Below are 16,550 nucleotides of genomic sequence, written 5' to 3' on the forward strand. Positions count from 1 at the left end.
GTTCCACGAACCACCAGGAGATTTCCATGAAAGACGTCAGCTTCCAGCTCTACAGCGCCCGCAATTTCCCGCCTTTTGCCGAAGTCCTCGCTGCTATCGGCTCCGCGGGCTACACACAGGTGGAAGGCTACGGAGCCCTTTACGCGGCCCTCTCGGATGCGGAGATCGCCGATTTCAAGGCCGGGCTCGATCGCAACGGCCTCTCCATGCCGACCGCGCATTTCGGCCTGGATATGCTGGAAAGCGACGCGCCGCGCGTGCTTGAGATCGCCGAGGCGCTCGGCATTCGCGCCATCTATTGTCCTTACCTGATGCCGGACCAGCGCCCGATGGATGCGGGCGGATGGCGAGCCTTCGGGGAACGACTGCAGGCGGCCGGTAAGCCGTTCCGCGACGCCGGGCTCGACTTCGGCTGGCACAATCACGACTTCGAGTTCCACGCACTCGCCGACGGCTCGGTGCCGCTCGACCAGATTTTCGCCGGCGGCCCGGACCTTTCCTGGGAGGCGGATATCGCCTGGATCGTGCGCGGCGGGGGAGACCCCTTCGCCTGGATCTCGAAATATCCGACCCGCATCACGGCGGTCCATGTCAAGGACATCGCGCCCAAGGGCGAGAATGCGGACGAGGACGGTTGGGCCGACGTCGGGGAGGGAACGCTCGACTGGAAGGCACTGATCCAGGCACTTTCCAGAACCTCGGCCAAATATTTTGTCGCCGAACACGACAATCCCAGCGACTTCAGGCGTTTCGCCAAGCGCTCGCTGGCTTCGATTCAATCCTACTGATCGACGGAAAACCCCATGACAAAAGAACTTGGTGTCGGCATCATCGGATGCGGCAATATCTCCACGACCTATTTCAAGCTTGCTCCGCTGTTCAAGGGCATTCGGATCGCCGCCTGTGCCGACATCAATCCGGCGGCGGCGGAAGCACGCGGCGCCGAATTCGACGTGACTGCGCAGAGCATCGATGCGCTGCTCGCCAATCCGGAAGTTGACATCGTCGTCAATCTGACCATCCCGGAGGCGCATTTTCCGATCTCGAAAGCCATTCTGGAAGCCGGCAAGCATGTCTATTCCGAAAAGCCGCTCGTGCTCTCGCTGGAGCAGGGGGAGGAGCTAAGGAGAATTGCCACCGGAAAGGGGCTGACGGTCGGTTGCGCACCGGATACTTTCCTGGGTGGGGCGCACCAGCTTGCCCGCGCCTATATCGACGCCGGCAAGATCGGGCAGGTCACCTCCGGTACCTGCCACGTCATGAGCCCGGGCATGGAGATGTGGCATCCGAATCCGGACTTCTTCTTCCTGCCGGGCGGCGGGCCGATTCTCGATCTCGGACCCTATTACATCGCAAACCTGATCAACCTGATCGGACCGGTGAAACGGGTCGGCGCACTCTCCTCCATGGCGAGCACGACGCGGACCATCACCAGCGAACCCAGAAACGGCGAGGTTATCCCGGTCAAGACGCCCACCAACATTCACGCCCTGCTCGAGTTCCAGAACGGCGCGACCATCACGCTTTCGGCAAGCTGGGATGTCTGGGCGCATCGTCATGCGAATATGGAGCTTTATGGCACCGAAGGCTCGCTCTTCGTTCCGGATCCGAATTTCTTCGGCGGCACGGTCGAGGCGAGCGGGCGGAATAAGGACATCCGGCCGCTCGAAATGTGGGAACACCCCTTCGCCGTCAACAATTGGGACCATCCGCTCGGCCCGATCGCCAATTATCGGACGGCCGGGCTCGCGGATATGGCGGACGCAATCCTCAAGGGGCGCGATGCCCGCTGCTCGCTGGAACGCACGCTGCACGGTGTCGACGTGATGGTGTCGATCCTCAAATCCGGCGAGGAGGGAAGTTTCGTCACGCTGTCGACAACCTGCACCCAGCCGGCGGCGCTCGGCATTGAAGAGGCGCAGGCATTGCTGCGCTGAGCCGGGAGCCATCCGCCTGCCGCCACCTTCTCCCATTTTGATGGCGAGAAGGGGCCGGCAGGCGGATCAAGGGGCCCTTCATCGATCTGCTGCCCCTTGAGGACCTTTGTGGGGAGGGGTATTCAACGCCACCGAAGCGAACGAGGAACATGAGTCATGGCCTGGCAACCGGCGGAAAACAGATACGAGAAGATGAAGTACAATCGCTGCGGCCGGAGCGGCTTGAAGCTCCCGGCGATTTCGCTCGGTCTTTGGCACAATTTCGGTGGCGACACGCCGCACGACCGCAAGGTGGACATGTGCCGCACGGCCTTCGACCTCGGCATCACCCATTTCGATCTGGCGAATAATTACGGGCCGCCGCCCGGCTCCGCCGAAATCGCCTTCGGCGAGATCATGCGCACCGATTTCGCCGGTCTGCGCGACGAACTCATCATCTCGTCCAAGGCGGGTTATGACATGTGGCCCGGCCCCTATGGGGAGTGGGGCAGCCGGAAATATCTTGTCGCCTCTTGCGACCAGAGCCTCAAACGCATGGGGCTCGATTATGTCGACATCTTCTATTCCCATCGCTTCGATCCGGATACGCCCCTCGAAGAGACTTGCGGTGCGCTCGATCACATCGTCCGTTCGGGGCGTGCGCTCTATGTCGGCATTTCCTCCTACAACTCGCAGCGTACCCGCGAGGCGGCGGCGATCCTGAAGGAGATGGGCACGCCCTGTCTCATCCACCAGCCGAGCTATTCGATGCTTAACCGTTGGGTCGAGGATGACGGCCTCGTCGACACGCTGGAGGAGCTCGGCATCGGCTCGATCGTCTTTTCGCCGCTCGCGCAGGGCATGCTGACGACGAAGTACCTGAACGGCATTCCCGAGGACAGCCGGGCCGCGCAGAACCACTTCCTCAAGAAGGATTTCATCCGTCCGGGGATCATCGACAATATTCGCAAGCTGAACGCGATCGCCGAACGGCGCGGCCAGACGCTCGCTCAGATGGCACTCGCCTGGGTGCTGCGCGGCGGCCGCATCACCTCGGCGCTGATCGGCGCCAGCCGTTCCGCACAGATCGTCGATTGCGTCAAGGCGCTGGAAAACGACACTTTCACATCAGAGGAACTGAGCGAAATCGACCTTTACGCACGCGAGGCCGACGTCAATCTCTGGGCCAGATCCGCCGAGCTCTGAATCGGTTCGAATGCATTGATTTGCCTCGATTTTGGGCAATTTCCAACCGCTTGCGACGTCTTATACAAAAGTCGAAGAAGACGCCGCAACACGGTCGCTGGACATGCATTATCGATTATGTATGGTGCACGTGTGCCGCGGTGCGCAAAGCCTTCGCGGGCTTCGGCGTCGTCGGCACTAACGAGGAGGAAAGAGACCTTGCGACGTCCCGGATGGGCGGACGGGGGCTCGATGTGCAGTGACGCGGCCGATCCGTGTCGCACTGCTCATGGCGGGAACAGGGAGGAACCATGGATCGCCGTTCATTCATCAAACATGCGAGCATCGGCGGCCTGGGTGCGGCTGCTGCATCGACGCTGGCTGCGCCGGCCGTTGCGCAGACCAATCCGAAGGTCACCTGGCGCTTGACGTCGTCCTTCCCGAAATCGCTGGATACGATCTATGGCGGCGCGGAAGTGCTGTCGAAATACGTGTCCGAAGCTACCGACGGAAATTTTCAGATCCAGGTCTTCGCCGCCGGCGAAATCGTCCCGGGCCTGCAGGCAGCGGATGCGGCGGCTGCCGGAACCGTCGAGGCGTGCCATACGGTAGCCTATTATTACTGGGGTAAGGATCCGACCTGGGCGCTGGGCGCTGCCGTGCCTTTCGCACTCAATGCCCGCGGCATGAACGCCTGGCACTATCATGGCGGCGGCATCGACCTCTTCAACGAGTTTCTGGGAACCCAGGGCCTCGTCGGCTTCCCGGGCGGCAATACCGGCGTTCAGATGGGTGGCTGGTTCCGCAAGGAAATCAAGACGGTCGCCGACATGAAGGGCCTGAAGATGCGTGTCGGAGGGTTCGCCGGCAAGGTCATGGAACGCCTCGGAGTCGTTCCGCAGCAGCTCGCCGGCGGCGACATCTATCCGGCTCTCGAAAAAGGCACGATCGACGCGGCCGAATGGGTCGGTCCCTATGACGACGAGAAGCTCGGTTTCTACAAGGTCGCGCCCTATTACTACTATCCCGGCTGGTGGGAAGGCGGTCCGACCGTGCATGCCATGTTCAACAAGGCAGCCTTCGACGGCCTGCCGAAGGCTTATCAGTCGCTCCTGCGGACGGCCTGCCAGGCGACCGACGCGAACATGCTGCAGAAGTACGACTATCTCAACCCGTCCGCGATCAAGCGCCTCGTTGCGGCGGGGGCGAAGCTGAGCCCGTTCAGCCCGGAAATCCTGTCGGCCTGCTTCGACGAGTCCAACAAGGTTTACGCGGAAATGGAAGCGTCGAACGCGCCATTCAAGAAGATCTGGGAATCGATCAAAGCCTTCCGCGCGGAGTATTTCCTCAACGCACAGATCGCGGAATACAACTACGACACCTTCATGATGATCCAGCAGCGGAACGGTAAGATCTGACGCTGCGCTGAGGGGCACTTTTTCGAAATTGCCCTTCATCCCGCTGCCGCGACCTTCTCCCCGTTTGACGGGGAGAAGGGACTAGCTGCAGGTGAGTTGCTCCCCATAAAGCCAAATGAGGACCGGAACATTGCCGCGGGTCCCCTTCGCCCCGCTTGCGTGCAGGCTCTCCGTCGTGGCCTTCTATGAAAGTGCGCCGATCCAGCTCACGCGACCTGCCGCTTCGGGACGACGGTCGGCGATGCCCCGAGGCTCGCCGCAGCGTTTTCAAGCCGGCGGTCTATGTCCGGTCGTGACGTTCACCACCACGAACGGGATGGCGATCACCTATGATCTACAATCACCTCCAAATGGAATGATGCAAAGAAGCCACCCGGCCGCTGCCGGGTGGCTTCTTGCATCGGCCAACGGTAAGCCATCGGCCTGCTTGTGGAACGCACTTCAGTTGAACGACGGCGGAGCGGTGAGATCGGGGGCCGGGTTGTTCTGCTGAGGCGCCGTATTCGGTTGGGCCGGCTGCTGGCCAGCCCCGTCCAGCGGGCTGCCGCTTGGCAGTTGCAAGCCGCCGGGAAGACCGAGGCCGCCGCCGTTGTCGGGCAAGGTCAGGCCGCCTCCGCCGTTGCCGAAGCCCGGAACTTCGATCTTTATCGTTGACGGATCGACGCCGGTGCCGCTGCCTTTGTAATGCAGCACCATCTGCGGGAACATGAGTGTGAGCGCGATCATGATGATCTGTATGCCGACGAAAGGCACTGCGCCCCAATAGATCTGCCCCGTCGTCACCGGCTCCATCTTCTTGCCGGTCACCTTGTCGAGATAGGGCACCCGGGCTGCGACGGAGCGCAGGTAGAAGAGTGCGAAACCGAAGGGCGGATGCATGAAGCTCGTCTGCATGTTGATGCCGAGCAGCACGCCGAACCAGATCAGATCGATGCCCAGCTTGTCGGCCGCCGGTGCGAGCAGCGGCACGATGATGAAGGCGAGCTCGAAGAAATCGAGGAAGAACGCCAGAAAGAAGACGAGTACGTTGACGGCGATCAGGAAACCGATCTCGCCGCCCGGCAGCGCGGTCAGCAGATGTTCCACCCAGAGGTGTCCGTTGACGCCGTAGAAGGTGAGCGAAAAGACCCGCGCACCGATCAGGATGAACAGAACGAAAGCGGAGAGCCTCGTCGTGGAAGCGAGTGCGGCGCGGACGACCTCCATGTTCAGCCGGCCCTTGGCCGCAGCCATGACAAGGGCACCGACGGCTCCCATGGCTCCGCCCTCGGTTGGGGTGGCGATGCCGAGGAATATGGTGCCGAGAACTAGGAAGATCAGGGCCAGCGGCGGGATCAGCACGATGATCACCTGCTGGGCCAGACGCGAAAGCGCGTTGATCTTGAGCGCTCTGTCGGCGATGGCGGCCACATATATGACTATGATGCCCACCGTCGCCCCGAGGATGTCAGCGTTTTCCCCCTGTGTCGGCGAAAGGTACAAATGGGCCGCATAGGCTATGGCTACGGCGACCACCAATGCGACCGCGAGCGAGGTGACGCCGGATCCGAGGGTGCGCGCTTCCAAAGGCAATGCCGGCATGGAGTCCCGCTTCACGAAGGTCATGAGCACGATGTAGCCCATGTACAGGCTGGTCAGGACGAGGCCGGGGATGAGAGCGCCCGCATACATGTCGCCGACCGAGCGGCCGAGCTGGTCCGCGAGAACGATCAGCACCAGCGACGGCGGGATGATCTGCGCGAGCGTGCCCGACGCCGCAATGACGCCGGTGGCGATGCGGCGGTCATAGCCGTAGCGCAGCATGATCGGCAGCGAGATCAGGCCCATGGCGATCACGGAAGCCGCAACGACGCCGGTGGTGGCCGCAAGAAGCGCGCCCACGAAGATGACAGCATAGGCGAGCCCCCCGCGTACGGGACCGAAGAGCTGGCCGATCGTGTCGAGAAGATCCTCGGCCATGCCCGACCGTTCGAGCACTATGCCCATGAAGGTGAAGAAGGGAATGGCGAGGAGCGTGTCGTTCGACATGACCCCCCAGAACCGTTCCGGCAATGCGTTCAGCAGGGGCCAGGAGAGATTGATGGAATCCGACAAGGGCGCGAGTTCGACGCCGATGATGAAGAAGAGGAGACCGTTGGCGGCAAGCGAGAAGGCGACCGGGTATCCGAGCAGCAGGAACACGATCAGCGACACGAACATGATCGGCGCCAGGTTTTCAGCGACGAACTCGATCATGAGCGGGCCTCCGGCGATACCGTGTCATCGAGCGGTGCATGTGCCGGAACGTAAGGCGTCGGATCGTCCATGTTTCCGGTCATGATCGCGATCTTCTTGATGATTTCGGATACGCCCTGCAGGGCGAGAAGCACGAAGCCGATCAGCAGGATCGCTTTCGCCGGCCATAGGATGAGCCCGCCGGCGCTCGAGGAAAGTTCGCCCGAGACATAGGACATTCGTACGTAGGGCACGAGGTAATAGAGCATGAGAAGCACGAAGGGCATCAGGAAGAAGACGTGTCCGAAGAGGTCGATCCAGTGCTGCACGCGGCGCGAGAACATTCCGTAGACGACATCGATGCGGATGTGCTCGTTCTGGCTCAGCGTGTAGGCGGCGGCGAACATGAAGGCCGCGCCGAAGAGATACCACTGCGCCTCCAGCCATGCATTGGACGACATGTTGAACACTTTTCGGATGACGGCGTTGCCGGCGCTCACGAGCACGGCCACCAGAATAAGCCAAGAGACCGCCTTGCCGATCTTTTCGGTAATGGCGTCGATCAATCGGCTGAAGCCGAGTAACGGTTTCATCGAGTTCCTCCCCGCAATGGTTTTTGTTTTTTTGCCAAGCACAGGCAGAGTGCCCATTTCAAGCCTGCTTTCAAGTGCGATGGCCGATTTTCCGGGATAGGGGCGGGGTCTCAGACGAAAGTCGAATACGGTCCACCGGCGAATGATCAAAACTTAGGCACGCAGGCGCGCTTGCCGCCGATGTTCCGCCGCAGCTTTCGTCGAAAATGAAGCCCGCGCAGGGGATTTCAGGCGATTCGACAGGTGGCAATCTGCCGGATGCCGGTGTCGGAACGCTGCGCGAAAGGTCTTGAAAAGACGGTGGGCTTGGGGCTGGATGCGGCACCGCGAAGAGGGAGATGCAAGAGATGAACGCGACGATCCGGAACCCGATCCTGCCCGGTTTCAATCCGGACCCCTCCATCTGTCGGGTCGGCGAAGACTATTACATCGCGACCTCGACATTCGAATGGTACCCCGGCGTGCAGATTCACCATTCGCGTGATCTCGTGAACTGGCGACTCGTGCGCCGTCCGCTCGAACGCGCAAGTCAGCTCGACATGCGCGGCAATCCCGACAGTTGCGGCGTATGGGCTCCGTGCCTGTCCTATTGCGACGGGCTGTTCTGGCTCGTCTATACCGACGTCAAACGCCTGGACGGCAACTTCAAGGATGCCCACAACTACATCGTGACTGCGGAAGCGGTCGAGGCCACCTGGTCCGATCCGGTCTATGTCAATTCGTCGGGATTCGATCCGTCGCTCTTCCATGACGACGATGGCCGCAAATGGTTTCTCAACATGAAGTGGAACCACCGCTCCGAAAGCTTCGGCGGTTCGCCCAAAAGCCCCGCTTTCGACGGTATCCTCCTGCAGGAATGGGACGAGCGAACCCGCAAGCTCGTAGGCCCGGCGAAGAACATCTTCGCCGGCAGTCCGCTCGGCCTCGTCGAAGGGCCGCATCTCTTCAGACGCGACGGTTGGTATTACCTGACGGTCGCCGAGGGAGGAACAGGTTACGACCACGCCGTGGGCATGGCGCGGTCCCGCACGATCGACGGACCTTACGAGATGCACCCGAATGTTCATCTCATCACATCCAAGGATCACCCGGAGGCGGCTCTCCAACGCGCGGGGCACGGGCAATATGTCGAGACGCCGGACGGCCAAGCCTATCATACGCATCTTTGCGGCCGGCCGCTGCCGCCGCAGCGACGCTGCACGCTCGGCCGCGAGACTGCGCTGCAGAAATGCGTCTGGCGGGAGGACGGATGGCTCTATCTCGAAAATGGCGGCCCCGTTCCCGAGGTGACCGTGCCCGCGCCGGGAGCCGCAGGAACCGTCGCTGAGCGTGTCCTTTTTGAAACGGACTTCGACGAGCAGTCGCTTCCGCCGGAGTTCCAGTGGCTGCGCACCCCGATCCCGGAGCGGATATTCTCGTTAACCGCCCGGCCCGGGCATCTCCGGCTCTTCGGCCGCGAGAGCATCGGCAGCTGGTTCGAGCAGGCGCTGGTGGCGCGGCGGCAGGAACATCATTCCTTCCGCGCGGAAGCCGTCGTCGATTTCGCTCCTGACACCTATCAGCAGGTCGCGGGTCTCACGCATTATTATAACCGGCACAAGTTCCATGCCCTTGGCGTCACACGGCACGAAACCCTCGGACGTACCCTCACCGTACTCTCCTGTCCGGGCGATTTTCCGAACGGGCGGTTGACCTATCCGGTCGGCAGCGGCATCGCCGTACCCGACGGTCCAATTCAACTCGCCATGGAGGTGAGAGACAACGATCTCCAGTTCTTTTGGCGGGGGGCGGACCAGGCACAATGGCTGACCATCGGGCCGGTGCTCGACGCCGGCGTGATTTCGGACGAAGGTGGGCGCGGCGAGCACGGTTCCTTCACGGGGGCGTTCGCCGGCATCTTCGCTTTCGACATCTCGGGTTGCGCGATGCCTGCCGATTTCGACCGTTTCCGCTACCAGGCGCTTAGCGTTCGAAATGCGGGAAGTTTATGAGAGAACTCTTATAAGCATCGGTAATCATTACTTATTTGTAATGTCAGGCTTCATATTCGGTTCAGGAAGGGAGGCTTAGTTTCGGGGGGTAATAACGAAAGGAAAACCTCATGAAACGCCTTCTGATCGCGCTCGTCGCCAGCTCGTTCCTCGCCACTCCGATGGCGCTTGCTCAGCCGGCCGGCTCCTTCGAGCTTGCGCAGGCGCATGATCGTAATCGCCACAGGCACGTCGATCGTCATGTCGAGAAACGCGTCGACCGACACGTCGAGAAGCGTGTCGAAAAGCGCGTGATCGTCAAAAAGCACCGCTGGGCGCGCGGCCACAGGCTGAGCCCGTCCGAGCGGCGCCACATGGCCTATGTCCGCGACTACCGCCGCTACAAGTTGCGGCCGCCGCCGCGGGGCCAGCAATGGGTGCGCGTCGACAATGACTTTCTGCTGATCAGCCTCGCAACGGGCGTGATCGCAGGCCTCGCAACGGCCTATTGACCTTGCCTGTTCCTTTTTAAGGAACCCGATTTTTCCCTCATCCCTGTGACGAGGACAGGGATGAGGCGATCAAACAAGCGGCGGCGGTGGCCCGAATCTCAACAGGCCTTAGCTCGCCGAAGAAAGGCATTCCTTCAGCGAGACGCCGATGTTTTCCATCATCTGGAAGTAAAGATCCGGTCCGGCGTCGAGGGTGCCGGCTTCCGCATCGAGCGTACCGGATTTCGCCGGCGTGCCTTCGATGACGACACTGACGAGCTTCGGCTCGAACTGCGGCTCGGCGAAGACGCAAGTCGCGCCCAATTCTTTGATCTTCGCGCGGATCTCGGAGAGCCGTTCCGCGCCGGGCAGCACTTCCGGGCTGACGGTGATCGAACCGGCGACGCGCACCTTGTAGCGGTTCTCGAAATACTGATAGGCATCGTGGAAGACGACGAAAGGCTTGTCCTTGATTGCGGCCACCGTCTCGGCGAGACCCTTGTCGAGAGAGTCGATCCGCTCGTTGAACCTCTCCAGATTGGCCTTGTAGGTGGCGGCGTTGGACGGATCGGCCGCGGCCAAAGTCTTCTCGATCTCAGTCGCCATGGCCTTGGCGTTCATCGGATCGAGCCACATATGCATGTCGAATTCGCCTTCGGCGTGATCGTGACCGTCATGCTTGTCGGCATGCTCGCCACCGTCCGCTTCGCCGGCATGGGCATGGCCGTGATCTTCGTGGCCGGCTTCGCCGCCGTGCCCCTCTTCACCGTGATCATGCCCCTCGAAGGCGCCGCCCTCGCGGAACTTCAGCTTCTCCAGCCCGGGAGCCTCGCCGAGTTCGACCACCTGGGCTCCTGTGCCGAGCGTATCAAGCGGCTTGTCGAGGAAAGCCTCAAGGCCCGGTCCGACCCAGAACACGACCTTTGCCGCCTGCAGTGCCGCGGCGTTCGACGGCTTCATGGTGTAGGTATGAGGGGAGGCGCCGCCCTCGACGATGAGCGAGGGTTCCCCGACGCCCTTCATGATCGAGGCGACCAGCGAATGGACCGGCTTGATCGAGACGACCACATTGGGCGTCTCCGCAAATGCGGGGGAGGCAAGGAGAAGCGTCGAGGCGAACAGGAGGGCAGTCGTCGAATTCATCGGTTTCTCCGAATTGTCCGGTTGCTGCAGCCGGCGTTTATGGCCGGGCGTTGCTTGAAACGGCATGGTTATGTTATTACATCAATTGCGTTATGCTATAACGTGTGCGATAGCCAGTGGCAACCACCAGCCGGAACTTTTTGATGCTGAACTTTCGATCACCAGAAACGACGCCTTTGGTCAGCCTCGCCAATGCCGGAGTGCGGCGAAACGGCAGATGGCTGGTGCGCGGCGTCGATTTTTCGATCAGCCGCGGCGAGATCGTCACCCTCATAGGGCCGAACGGGTCTGGAAAATCGACGACGGCGAAGACGGCGATCGGGGTTCTCAAGCCGGATGAGGGACACGTCGACCGGCTCGCAGGGCTGAAGGTCGGCTATGTGCCGCAGAAGCTTGCCATTGACTGGACGCTGCCGCTGACGGTGGAGCGGCTGATGACGCTGACGGGCCCGCTCAAGGGGCGAGAGATCGAGGAGTCGCTCGCTGCGACGGGCATGCTGCACATGGCGAAGGCCGAGGTGCAGCACCTTTCGGGTGGCGAGTTCCAGCGGGCGCTGCTTGCCCGCGCGATCGCCCGCAAACCAGACCTGCTCGTCCTGGACGAGCCGGTGCAGGGAGTCGATTTTTCCGGGGAGATAGCCCTCTACGAATTGATAAAGCAGATCCGCAACCGCACCGGCTGCGGTATCCTGCTCATTTCCCACGATCTCCATATCGTCATGGCGGAAACCGATACGGTCGTCTGCCTCAACGGCCATGTCTGCTGTCGCGGAACGCCGCAGGTGGTGAGCCAGAGTCCGGAATATCTCAAACTCTTCGGCCGCCGGGCCGCGGGCGCGCTTGCGGTTTACAGTCATCACCACGACCATACGCACCTCCCGGACGGGCGGGTGCTGCATGCCGACGGCAGCATCACCGAAAGCTGCTTCCCGGACGACGGCCATCATCATGACGAAGAGGCCGACAACATTCATGATCACGATCCGGACTGCGGCTGCGGCCATCACGCGCGGCTACAGGGTTACGGGACGGAGAAGCGCGATGCTTGACGATTTCTTCATTCGCGCGCTCGTCGCCGGAATTGGCATCGCCATGGTCGCCGGGCCGCTCGGTTGCTTCGTCATCTGGCGGCGCATGGCCTATTTCGGCGATACGATGGCACATTCGGCGCTGTTGGGGGTGGCGCTCTCGCTGCTCATGGACCTCAACCTCATGGTAAGCGTGTTTATCGTCGCTTCCGCCGTCTCGGTGCTGCTTCTCTTCCTGCAGAAGCGCGGCGCGCTTTCGACCGATGCGCTGCTCGGCATTCTCTCGCACTCGGCGCTGTCGATCGGCCTCGTCATCGTCGCCTTCATGACCTGGGTCCGGATCGACCTCGTCGGCTTCCTCTTCGGCGACATCCTCGCGGTGTCCCGCGCCGATATCGACATCGTCTGGGGCGGTGGCATTCTGGTGATCTTCGCGCTGGTCTATCTCTGGCGGCCGTTGCTCGCATCGACCGTCAATCCGGAACTGGCCGAAGCGGAAGGCCTCGAGCCCGAGAGGGCGCGGTTCTTCTTCATGCTGCTGATGGCTCTGGTGATTGCGATCGCCATGAAGATCGTCGGCATCCTGCTGATCACCTCGCTGCTGATCATACCGGCGGCAACCGCCCGTCGCTTCGCCTCGTCTCCGGAAGTCATGGCTGTCTACGCCTCGCTGATCGGCGCGGTCGCCGTTGCCGGCGGGCTTTTCGGCTCGCTTCACTGGGATACGCCGTCGGGACCGTCTATCGTGGTTGCCGCGCTGGTCCTTTTCGTGCTGAGTCTGCTGCCGGTCGGCCGCCGGATCGCGAGCGCCCCGCATACTTCGGATGGAGGACATCACTGATGGTTACGCCCCAATTGACCAAGAACCAGTCGCTGGTGATGGGGGCGCTTGCCCATTCGGACGGTCCGATGAGCGCTTACACCATTCTCGACAAGCTGCGCGACAATGGCTTTCGCGCGCCGCTGCAGGTCTATCGCGCGCTCGACAAGCTGCTCGAATACGGGCTGGTTCATCGGCTGGAGAGCCTCAACGCTTTCGTGGCCTGCAGCTGCCCGCATGAACACGAGCACGACCACGGCGTCACGGCCTTCACCATCTGCGAAGGCTGCGGCCAGGTGACCGAGTTTCATGACGAGGTGATCGAGGATCGGCTTTCCACGCTCGTGCGCGCGCAGGAGTTCAAGACCGAGAAGACGACGATCGAGATCCGCGGACACTGCAAGAGCTGCGCGTGAGGCCGCGTATCAATCCAGCAGCGTAAGCTGGGCGGCGTAACGCTGCCAATTCTTCACATAATGTTCGGCCGAACGCTTCAATCCCTCGGCGGCGGCGTCATCGAGGGTCCGCACCACCTTGGCCGGGGCGCCGACAATGAGAGAATTGTCGGGGAATTCCTTCCCCTCGGTGACCAGCGCGTTGGCGCCGACGAGGCAATTGCGGCCGATCTTCGCACCATTCAATATCGTCGCTCCCATGCCGATCAGCGAATTGTCGCCGATGGTGCAGCCGTGAACGATCGCCCGGTGACCGATGGTGCAGCCTTCGCCTATGGAAACCGGGTGACCGGGATCGACATGGATGATGACGGCCTCCTGGATGTTCGTGCGCGCGCCGATGCGGATCGGCTCGTTGTCGCCGCGCAGCGTCGCGCCGAACCAGATGCCGACGTCCTCGCCGAGCTCAACCTGCCCGATGATGGTTGCGTCCGGCGCCACCCAGTAGCTGCCTTCGGTCGGCGTCTGCGGTCTGAGGGGTCCTAGAGCGTAAAGCGGCATGGCGGCTGCGTCCCTTGATCGAAGGCGGTGATCTTCGCCCTTCCGTTTCTCAAACGATGTTGACGGAGATCGCGCCGATCCCGTCGATGCCGCAGGCTACGACATCGCCTTGCGTGACGGCACCCACACCTGACGGCGTTCCGGTCATGATGATATCGCCCGGTGCAAGAGTGAAGAGGCGGGAAAGCTCGGCGATGATCTCGGGCACCTTCCAGATCATCTGGTCGAGGTCGCCCTGTTGGCGCAGTTCGCCATTGACCTTGAGCCATATATTGCCGCTTGCGGGATGACCGATCGCGGTGACGGGGACGATCGCGGAAACCGGCGCGGAATGCTCGAACGCCTTGGCGGCCGTCCACGGCTTGCCGGCCTTCTTGGCTTCCGCCTGCAGATCCCGGCGGGTGAAGTCGATGCCGACGGCATAACCGAAGATGTGATCGGCGGCCTGCTCGACGGGAATGTCCGCGCCCCCGGTGCGCATGGCGACGACCAGCTCAACCTCGTGATGAACGTCGGAAGAGCGCTTCGGATAGGGGAAATCCTCGCCCGGCGGCAGAAGATTGTCAGCGTTTTTCTGAAAGAAGAAGGGCGCCTCACGGTCGGGGTCGTGACCCATCTCGCGGGCGTGGGCCGCATAGTTGCGGCCGACACAATAGACCCGGCGCACCGGAAACCCGACGGAGCTGCCGGAGATCGGCAGCAGGACGAGGGGCGGGGGTGTCAGGGCTGTCTGCATGATCGTCCGGCTCCATCATTCGGTCTCGGTCTGGCCCGAGCGGTTCGTTCGCAGAAATCGACGCACCAGCACCGCCCCCTAGGTCAGGGCGACGCCGAAGCGAATCTGGAGAGAAGGACGTTAGCAGCCGGACGGGCTGCTGCAATAGGCAGGGCGTGAGAATGATGCCTGAGCCGTACTCTCGGGGTCAGGCGCAGCGCGCATAGGCCTCGAGTTGGTCACGCGTGAGGAAGCGGCCGTCGGAGCGTGAGTTGAGTTCCGGATGACTGTATTCGAGGCTTGGTACCTGGGGAAGCTCAAGGGCCTGGCGCACGGTCATGATGCCGATTTCCTTCCGGCCGCTTTCTCGCTTCATGCTGACTTCGACGATACGATAGAGATTACGCTCTCTCATCATAGCTCTCCCGTATTATTTCTTATGTCCCTCTTTTGATGGGACCTTAAACATTCGATATTGGTTTTTGTAAGACGGAATAGAATATAACGCCGCCAGATGAAGCCTTCACGACAGAAATCGGGCGAATTCGCGAAGATTTCACACTCATTTCGAGGCTGGACCGCGCGATTGCAAAGATCGCATTCTCATATTCGCGGATTAACACACGGGAACGGTTATATTAGAGGTTTCTTTGTTTTTCAAGCCGACCGGGCGGGTGTGCCCGAATATTGCGCTGCACAAGAATTGTATTACCAATACACTGGGTCCGACTGGAGGCGCCCAGCATCGATCCACCCAGGCGGCGGAAAACCGCAAGCGCAAAGGATCGATCAGTGTTGCGGTCGGTTGCCCGGCATATCGTGAGCTAAGGCCTGTTGAGATTCGGGCCGCCCGCCGCGGCTTGTTTGATTTCCTCATTCCTGTGCTTGTCACAGGAATCCAGCCAGACCAAGTCCGTGGGCTGAAAGAACCCTTCGCGCGCCGCAGACGCGGCGCTGCTCTCATCCCTGTGACGAGCAAGGGATGAGGACGGAGGAAAGATGCAGTCCTCTGAACAGTTTCCTACAGCGCCGCGCGTCTTATGAGACGCGCAAAGGTGCTGGAGCACTTTGAGCTGCGTCGCCATGCGTGCCGACAAAATCGATCAGAGCTTCAACGCCATTATCGATCTCGCAGCAGCCGTCATTAATTCAAAATGAATCTCAACAGGCCCTAGTGCGCTTTGAGACGCGCCTCCTCAGCGGCGGAAAGAAAGAGTCTGCGTGCTTCCTCGCAGGTACGACGGCCGTCGATCGCGGCGCGGCACGCGCTGCGCGCGGCGACGTAGTAGGGACCGCGATACGGCCAATGGTCCGCGAGGCATCGGAGCGCGTCGGACGGTCCCTTGACCATGCGCACGTCACCCCCGTTCATTCCAAGCTCGATGGGATTGCTCCACAAGACCTGCATGCTTCTCCTCCTGGATCGCAGCGACGCGGCAATCGGGCCGCGTCTGGGTATGTTCGGTTCCAATCGGGCGACAAAGCGACGGACACCGGCTTCGACTGCCGCTTTCCCGCTCCCGGGATCATGTACAAGAACGCTGTCGGGCCTGCCGGGTTCCCTCCCGAGAAGCCCGGAGACCGGGCCGAGCGCTTCAATGTAGCTCAGGGAATCCCGTTTGTCCGCAATTTTGCTGAAACACGGTTTCCCTCCTGTCCGCCGCCGCCGCCGATCAGATATTTTCGCAGCAGGGACGCTTTGCTCATCGTCGAAGGAGCCCTTATCTGGAGTTGTCCTTTCCCTCGCCACCCGTATTGCGCTGCATCCCCTTAAAAGGCGGGGTTTCAAGCACTTGGCCCACATTCTATACCTTTTCTGCTGTTGGAGGGCTGGAATGGTGACGGTTGCAGAAATCCGTTTGACTTGGTTGCCGCTGCAGAATGGGACTTTCTGCGCGATGCTTGGCAGACATGAAGTCGCCTTTGTCATGAAACGTCAGGCCATGAGCGATTGGGCCTGGCGCATCTCCCATTGCAACGGTACCGGTGAAACGGGCTTCCGCTACGAGCCGACGCTCGAGGGCGCCAAGGCGGAGGTTCTTGCCGGCATCCAGGAGTGGTTCCGCCAGGCGGGATTTCAATGAGCTTCGACCGCCTCTGA

The 16,550-nt window shown here is 61.4% G+C and carries 17 protein-coding genes; 10 read left to right on the forward strand and 7 right to left on the reverse strand.

Translation table 11 applies throughout. The features are described from left to right. Positions 1-26 precede the first annotated feature (26 nt). The 4 genes from AC6CIG_RS07235 to AC6CIG_RS07250 all read left to right on the forward strand — a co-directional run bounded on the left by AC6CIG_RS07235 (position 27) and on the right by AC6CIG_RS07250 (position 4,519). On the forward strand, positions 27-788 hold the full coding sequence (locus AC6CIG_RS07235) for a sugar phosphate isomerase/epimerase family protein (RefSeq protein WP_437409197.1): 762 nt from the start codon (positions 27-29) through the stop codon (positions 786-788). A gap of 15 nt (positions 789-803) precedes the next feature. Continuing rightward, entirely contained in the window at positions 804-1,937 is a 1,134-nt protein-coding gene (locus tag AC6CIG_RS07240; RefSeq protein WP_437409198.1) for a Gfo/Idh/MocA family protein, read from the forward strand. Between the two features lie 156 nt (positions 1,938-2,093). Further along, on the forward strand, positions 2,094-3,122 hold the full coding sequence (mgrA, locus tag AC6CIG_RS07245) for an L-glyceraldehyde 3-phosphate reductase (protein ID WP_127711104.1): 1,029 nt from the start codon (positions 2,094-2,096) through the stop codon (positions 3,120-3,122). 290 nt (positions 3,123-3,412) lie between these two features. Further along, entirely contained in the window at positions 3,413-4,519 is a 1,107-nt protein-coding gene (locus AC6CIG_RS07250; protein ID WP_100673719.1) for a TRAP transporter substrate-binding protein, read from the forward strand. Positions 4,520-4,960: 441 nt separating this feature from the next. Here AC6CIG_RS07250 and AC6CIG_RS07255 read toward each other — a convergent pair whose 3' ends face one another. Together AC6CIG_RS07255 and AC6CIG_RS07260 are read right to left on the reverse strand one after the other, a co-directional pair. Further along, positions 4,961-6,754, reverse strand: coding sequence for a TRAP transporter large permease (locus tag AC6CIG_RS07255; protein ID WP_437407613.1), 1,794 nt, complete (start codon positions 6,752-6,754; stop codon positions 4,961-4,963). Then, positions 6,751-7,326, reverse strand: coding sequence for a TRAP transporter small permease subunit (locus tag AC6CIG_RS07260; protein WP_100673713.1), 576 nt, complete (start codon positions 7,324-7,326; stop codon positions 6,751-6,753). Before AC6CIG_RS07260 ends, AC6CIG_RS07255 begins: the two co-directional genes overlap by 4 nt. Positions 7,327-7,673: 347 nt before the next feature. Here AC6CIG_RS07260 and AC6CIG_RS07265 point away from each other — a divergent pair, with 347 nt between their 5' ends. Together AC6CIG_RS07265 and AC6CIG_RS07270 are read left to right on the forward strand one after the other, a co-directional pair. Then, entirely contained in the window at positions 7,674-9,317 is a 1,644-nt protein-coding gene (locus AC6CIG_RS07265; RefSeq protein ID WP_437407614.1) for a glycoside hydrolase family 43 protein, read from the forward strand. 110 nt (positions 9,318-9,427) lie between these two features. Continuing rightward, on the forward strand, positions 9,428-9,808 hold the full coding sequence (locus AC6CIG_RS07270; protein WP_437407615.1) for an RcnB family protein: 381 nt from the start codon (positions 9,428-9,430) through the stop codon (positions 9,806-9,808). A 108-nt stretch (positions 9,809-9,916) separates the two neighbouring features. On the opposite strand, the gene AC6CIG_RS07275 is transcribed toward AC6CIG_RS07270, so the two are convergent. Beyond that, positions 9,917-10,930 (reverse strand): zinc ABC transporter substrate-binding protein, encoded by a 1,014-nt coding sequence (locus AC6CIG_RS07275; RefSeq protein WP_437407616.1) that lies wholly within the window; start codon positions 10,928-10,930, stop codon positions 9,917-9,919. Between the two features lie 143 nt (positions 10,931-11,073). Between AC6CIG_RS07275 and AC6CIG_RS07280 the strand changes: the two genes are divergently transcribed. The 3 genes from AC6CIG_RS07280 to AC6CIG_RS07290 are packed head-to-tail and all read left to right on the forward strand — an operon-like array spanning position 11,074 to position 13,194. Then, a complete protein-coding gene (locus AC6CIG_RS07280) occupies positions 11,074-11,979 on the forward strand; it encodes a metal ABC transporter ATP-binding protein (protein WP_127712765.1) in 906 nt (301 codons plus the stop codon). Then, a complete protein-coding gene (gene znuB / locus AC6CIG_RS07285; RefSeq protein ID WP_018095204.1) occupies positions 11,972-12,799 on the forward strand; it encodes a zinc ABC transporter permease subunit ZnuB in 828 nt (275 codons plus the stop codon). The genes AC6CIG_RS07280 and znuB overlap by 8 nt, the downstream gene beginning before the upstream one ends. After that, positions 12,799-13,194 (forward strand): Fur family transcriptional regulator, encoded by a 396-nt coding sequence (locus AC6CIG_RS07290; protein WP_003536852.1) that lies wholly within the window; start codon positions 12,799-12,801, stop codon positions 13,192-13,194. The genes znuB and AC6CIG_RS07290 overlap by 1 nt, the downstream gene beginning before the upstream one ends. A 9-nt stretch (positions 13,195-13,203) precedes the next feature. On the opposite strand, the gene AC6CIG_RS07295 is transcribed toward AC6CIG_RS07290, so the two are convergent. From AC6CIG_RS07295 to AC6CIG_RS07310, 4 genes are all read right to left on the reverse strand, one after another. Beyond that, positions 13,204-13,734 (reverse strand): gamma carbonic anhydrase family protein, encoded by a 531-nt coding sequence (locus tag AC6CIG_RS07295; protein WP_437407617.1) that lies wholly within the window; start codon positions 13,732-13,734, stop codon positions 13,204-13,206. 49 nt (positions 13,735-13,783) lie between these two features. Further along, complete coding sequence (locus AC6CIG_RS07300) at positions 13,784-14,470, reverse strand: fumarylacetoacetate hydrolase family protein (RefSeq protein WP_100673708.1); 687 nt, start codon at positions 14,468-14,470, stop codon at positions 13,784-13,786. 187 nt (positions 14,471-14,657) lie between these two features. Further along, positions 14,658-14,867, reverse strand: coding sequence for a hypothetical protein (locus AC6CIG_RS07305; RefSeq protein WP_003536846.1), 210 nt, complete (start codon positions 14,865-14,867; stop codon positions 14,658-14,660). A gap of 753 nt (positions 14,868-15,620) precedes the next feature. Beyond that, positions 15,621-15,857, reverse strand: a complete 237-nt coding sequence (locus AC6CIG_RS07310; RefSeq protein ID WP_018095200.1) for a DUF982 domain-containing protein — start codon at positions 15,855-15,857, stop codon at positions 15,621-15,623. A 427-nt stretch (positions 15,858-16,284) separates the two neighbouring features. On the opposite strand from AC6CIG_RS07310, the gene AC6CIG_RS07315 reads away from it, so the two are divergent. After that, positions 16,285-16,533 carry a hypothetical protein gene (locus AC6CIG_RS07315; protein WP_018095199.1) on the forward strand — a complete coding sequence of 83 codons (249 nt, stop codon included), beginning with the start codon at positions 16,285-16,287 and terminating at the stop codon, positions 16,531-16,533. Positions 16,534-16,550: the final 17 nt, after the last annotated feature.

This window comes from Sinorhizobium sp. GQ132 (genome assembly GCF_059758575.1).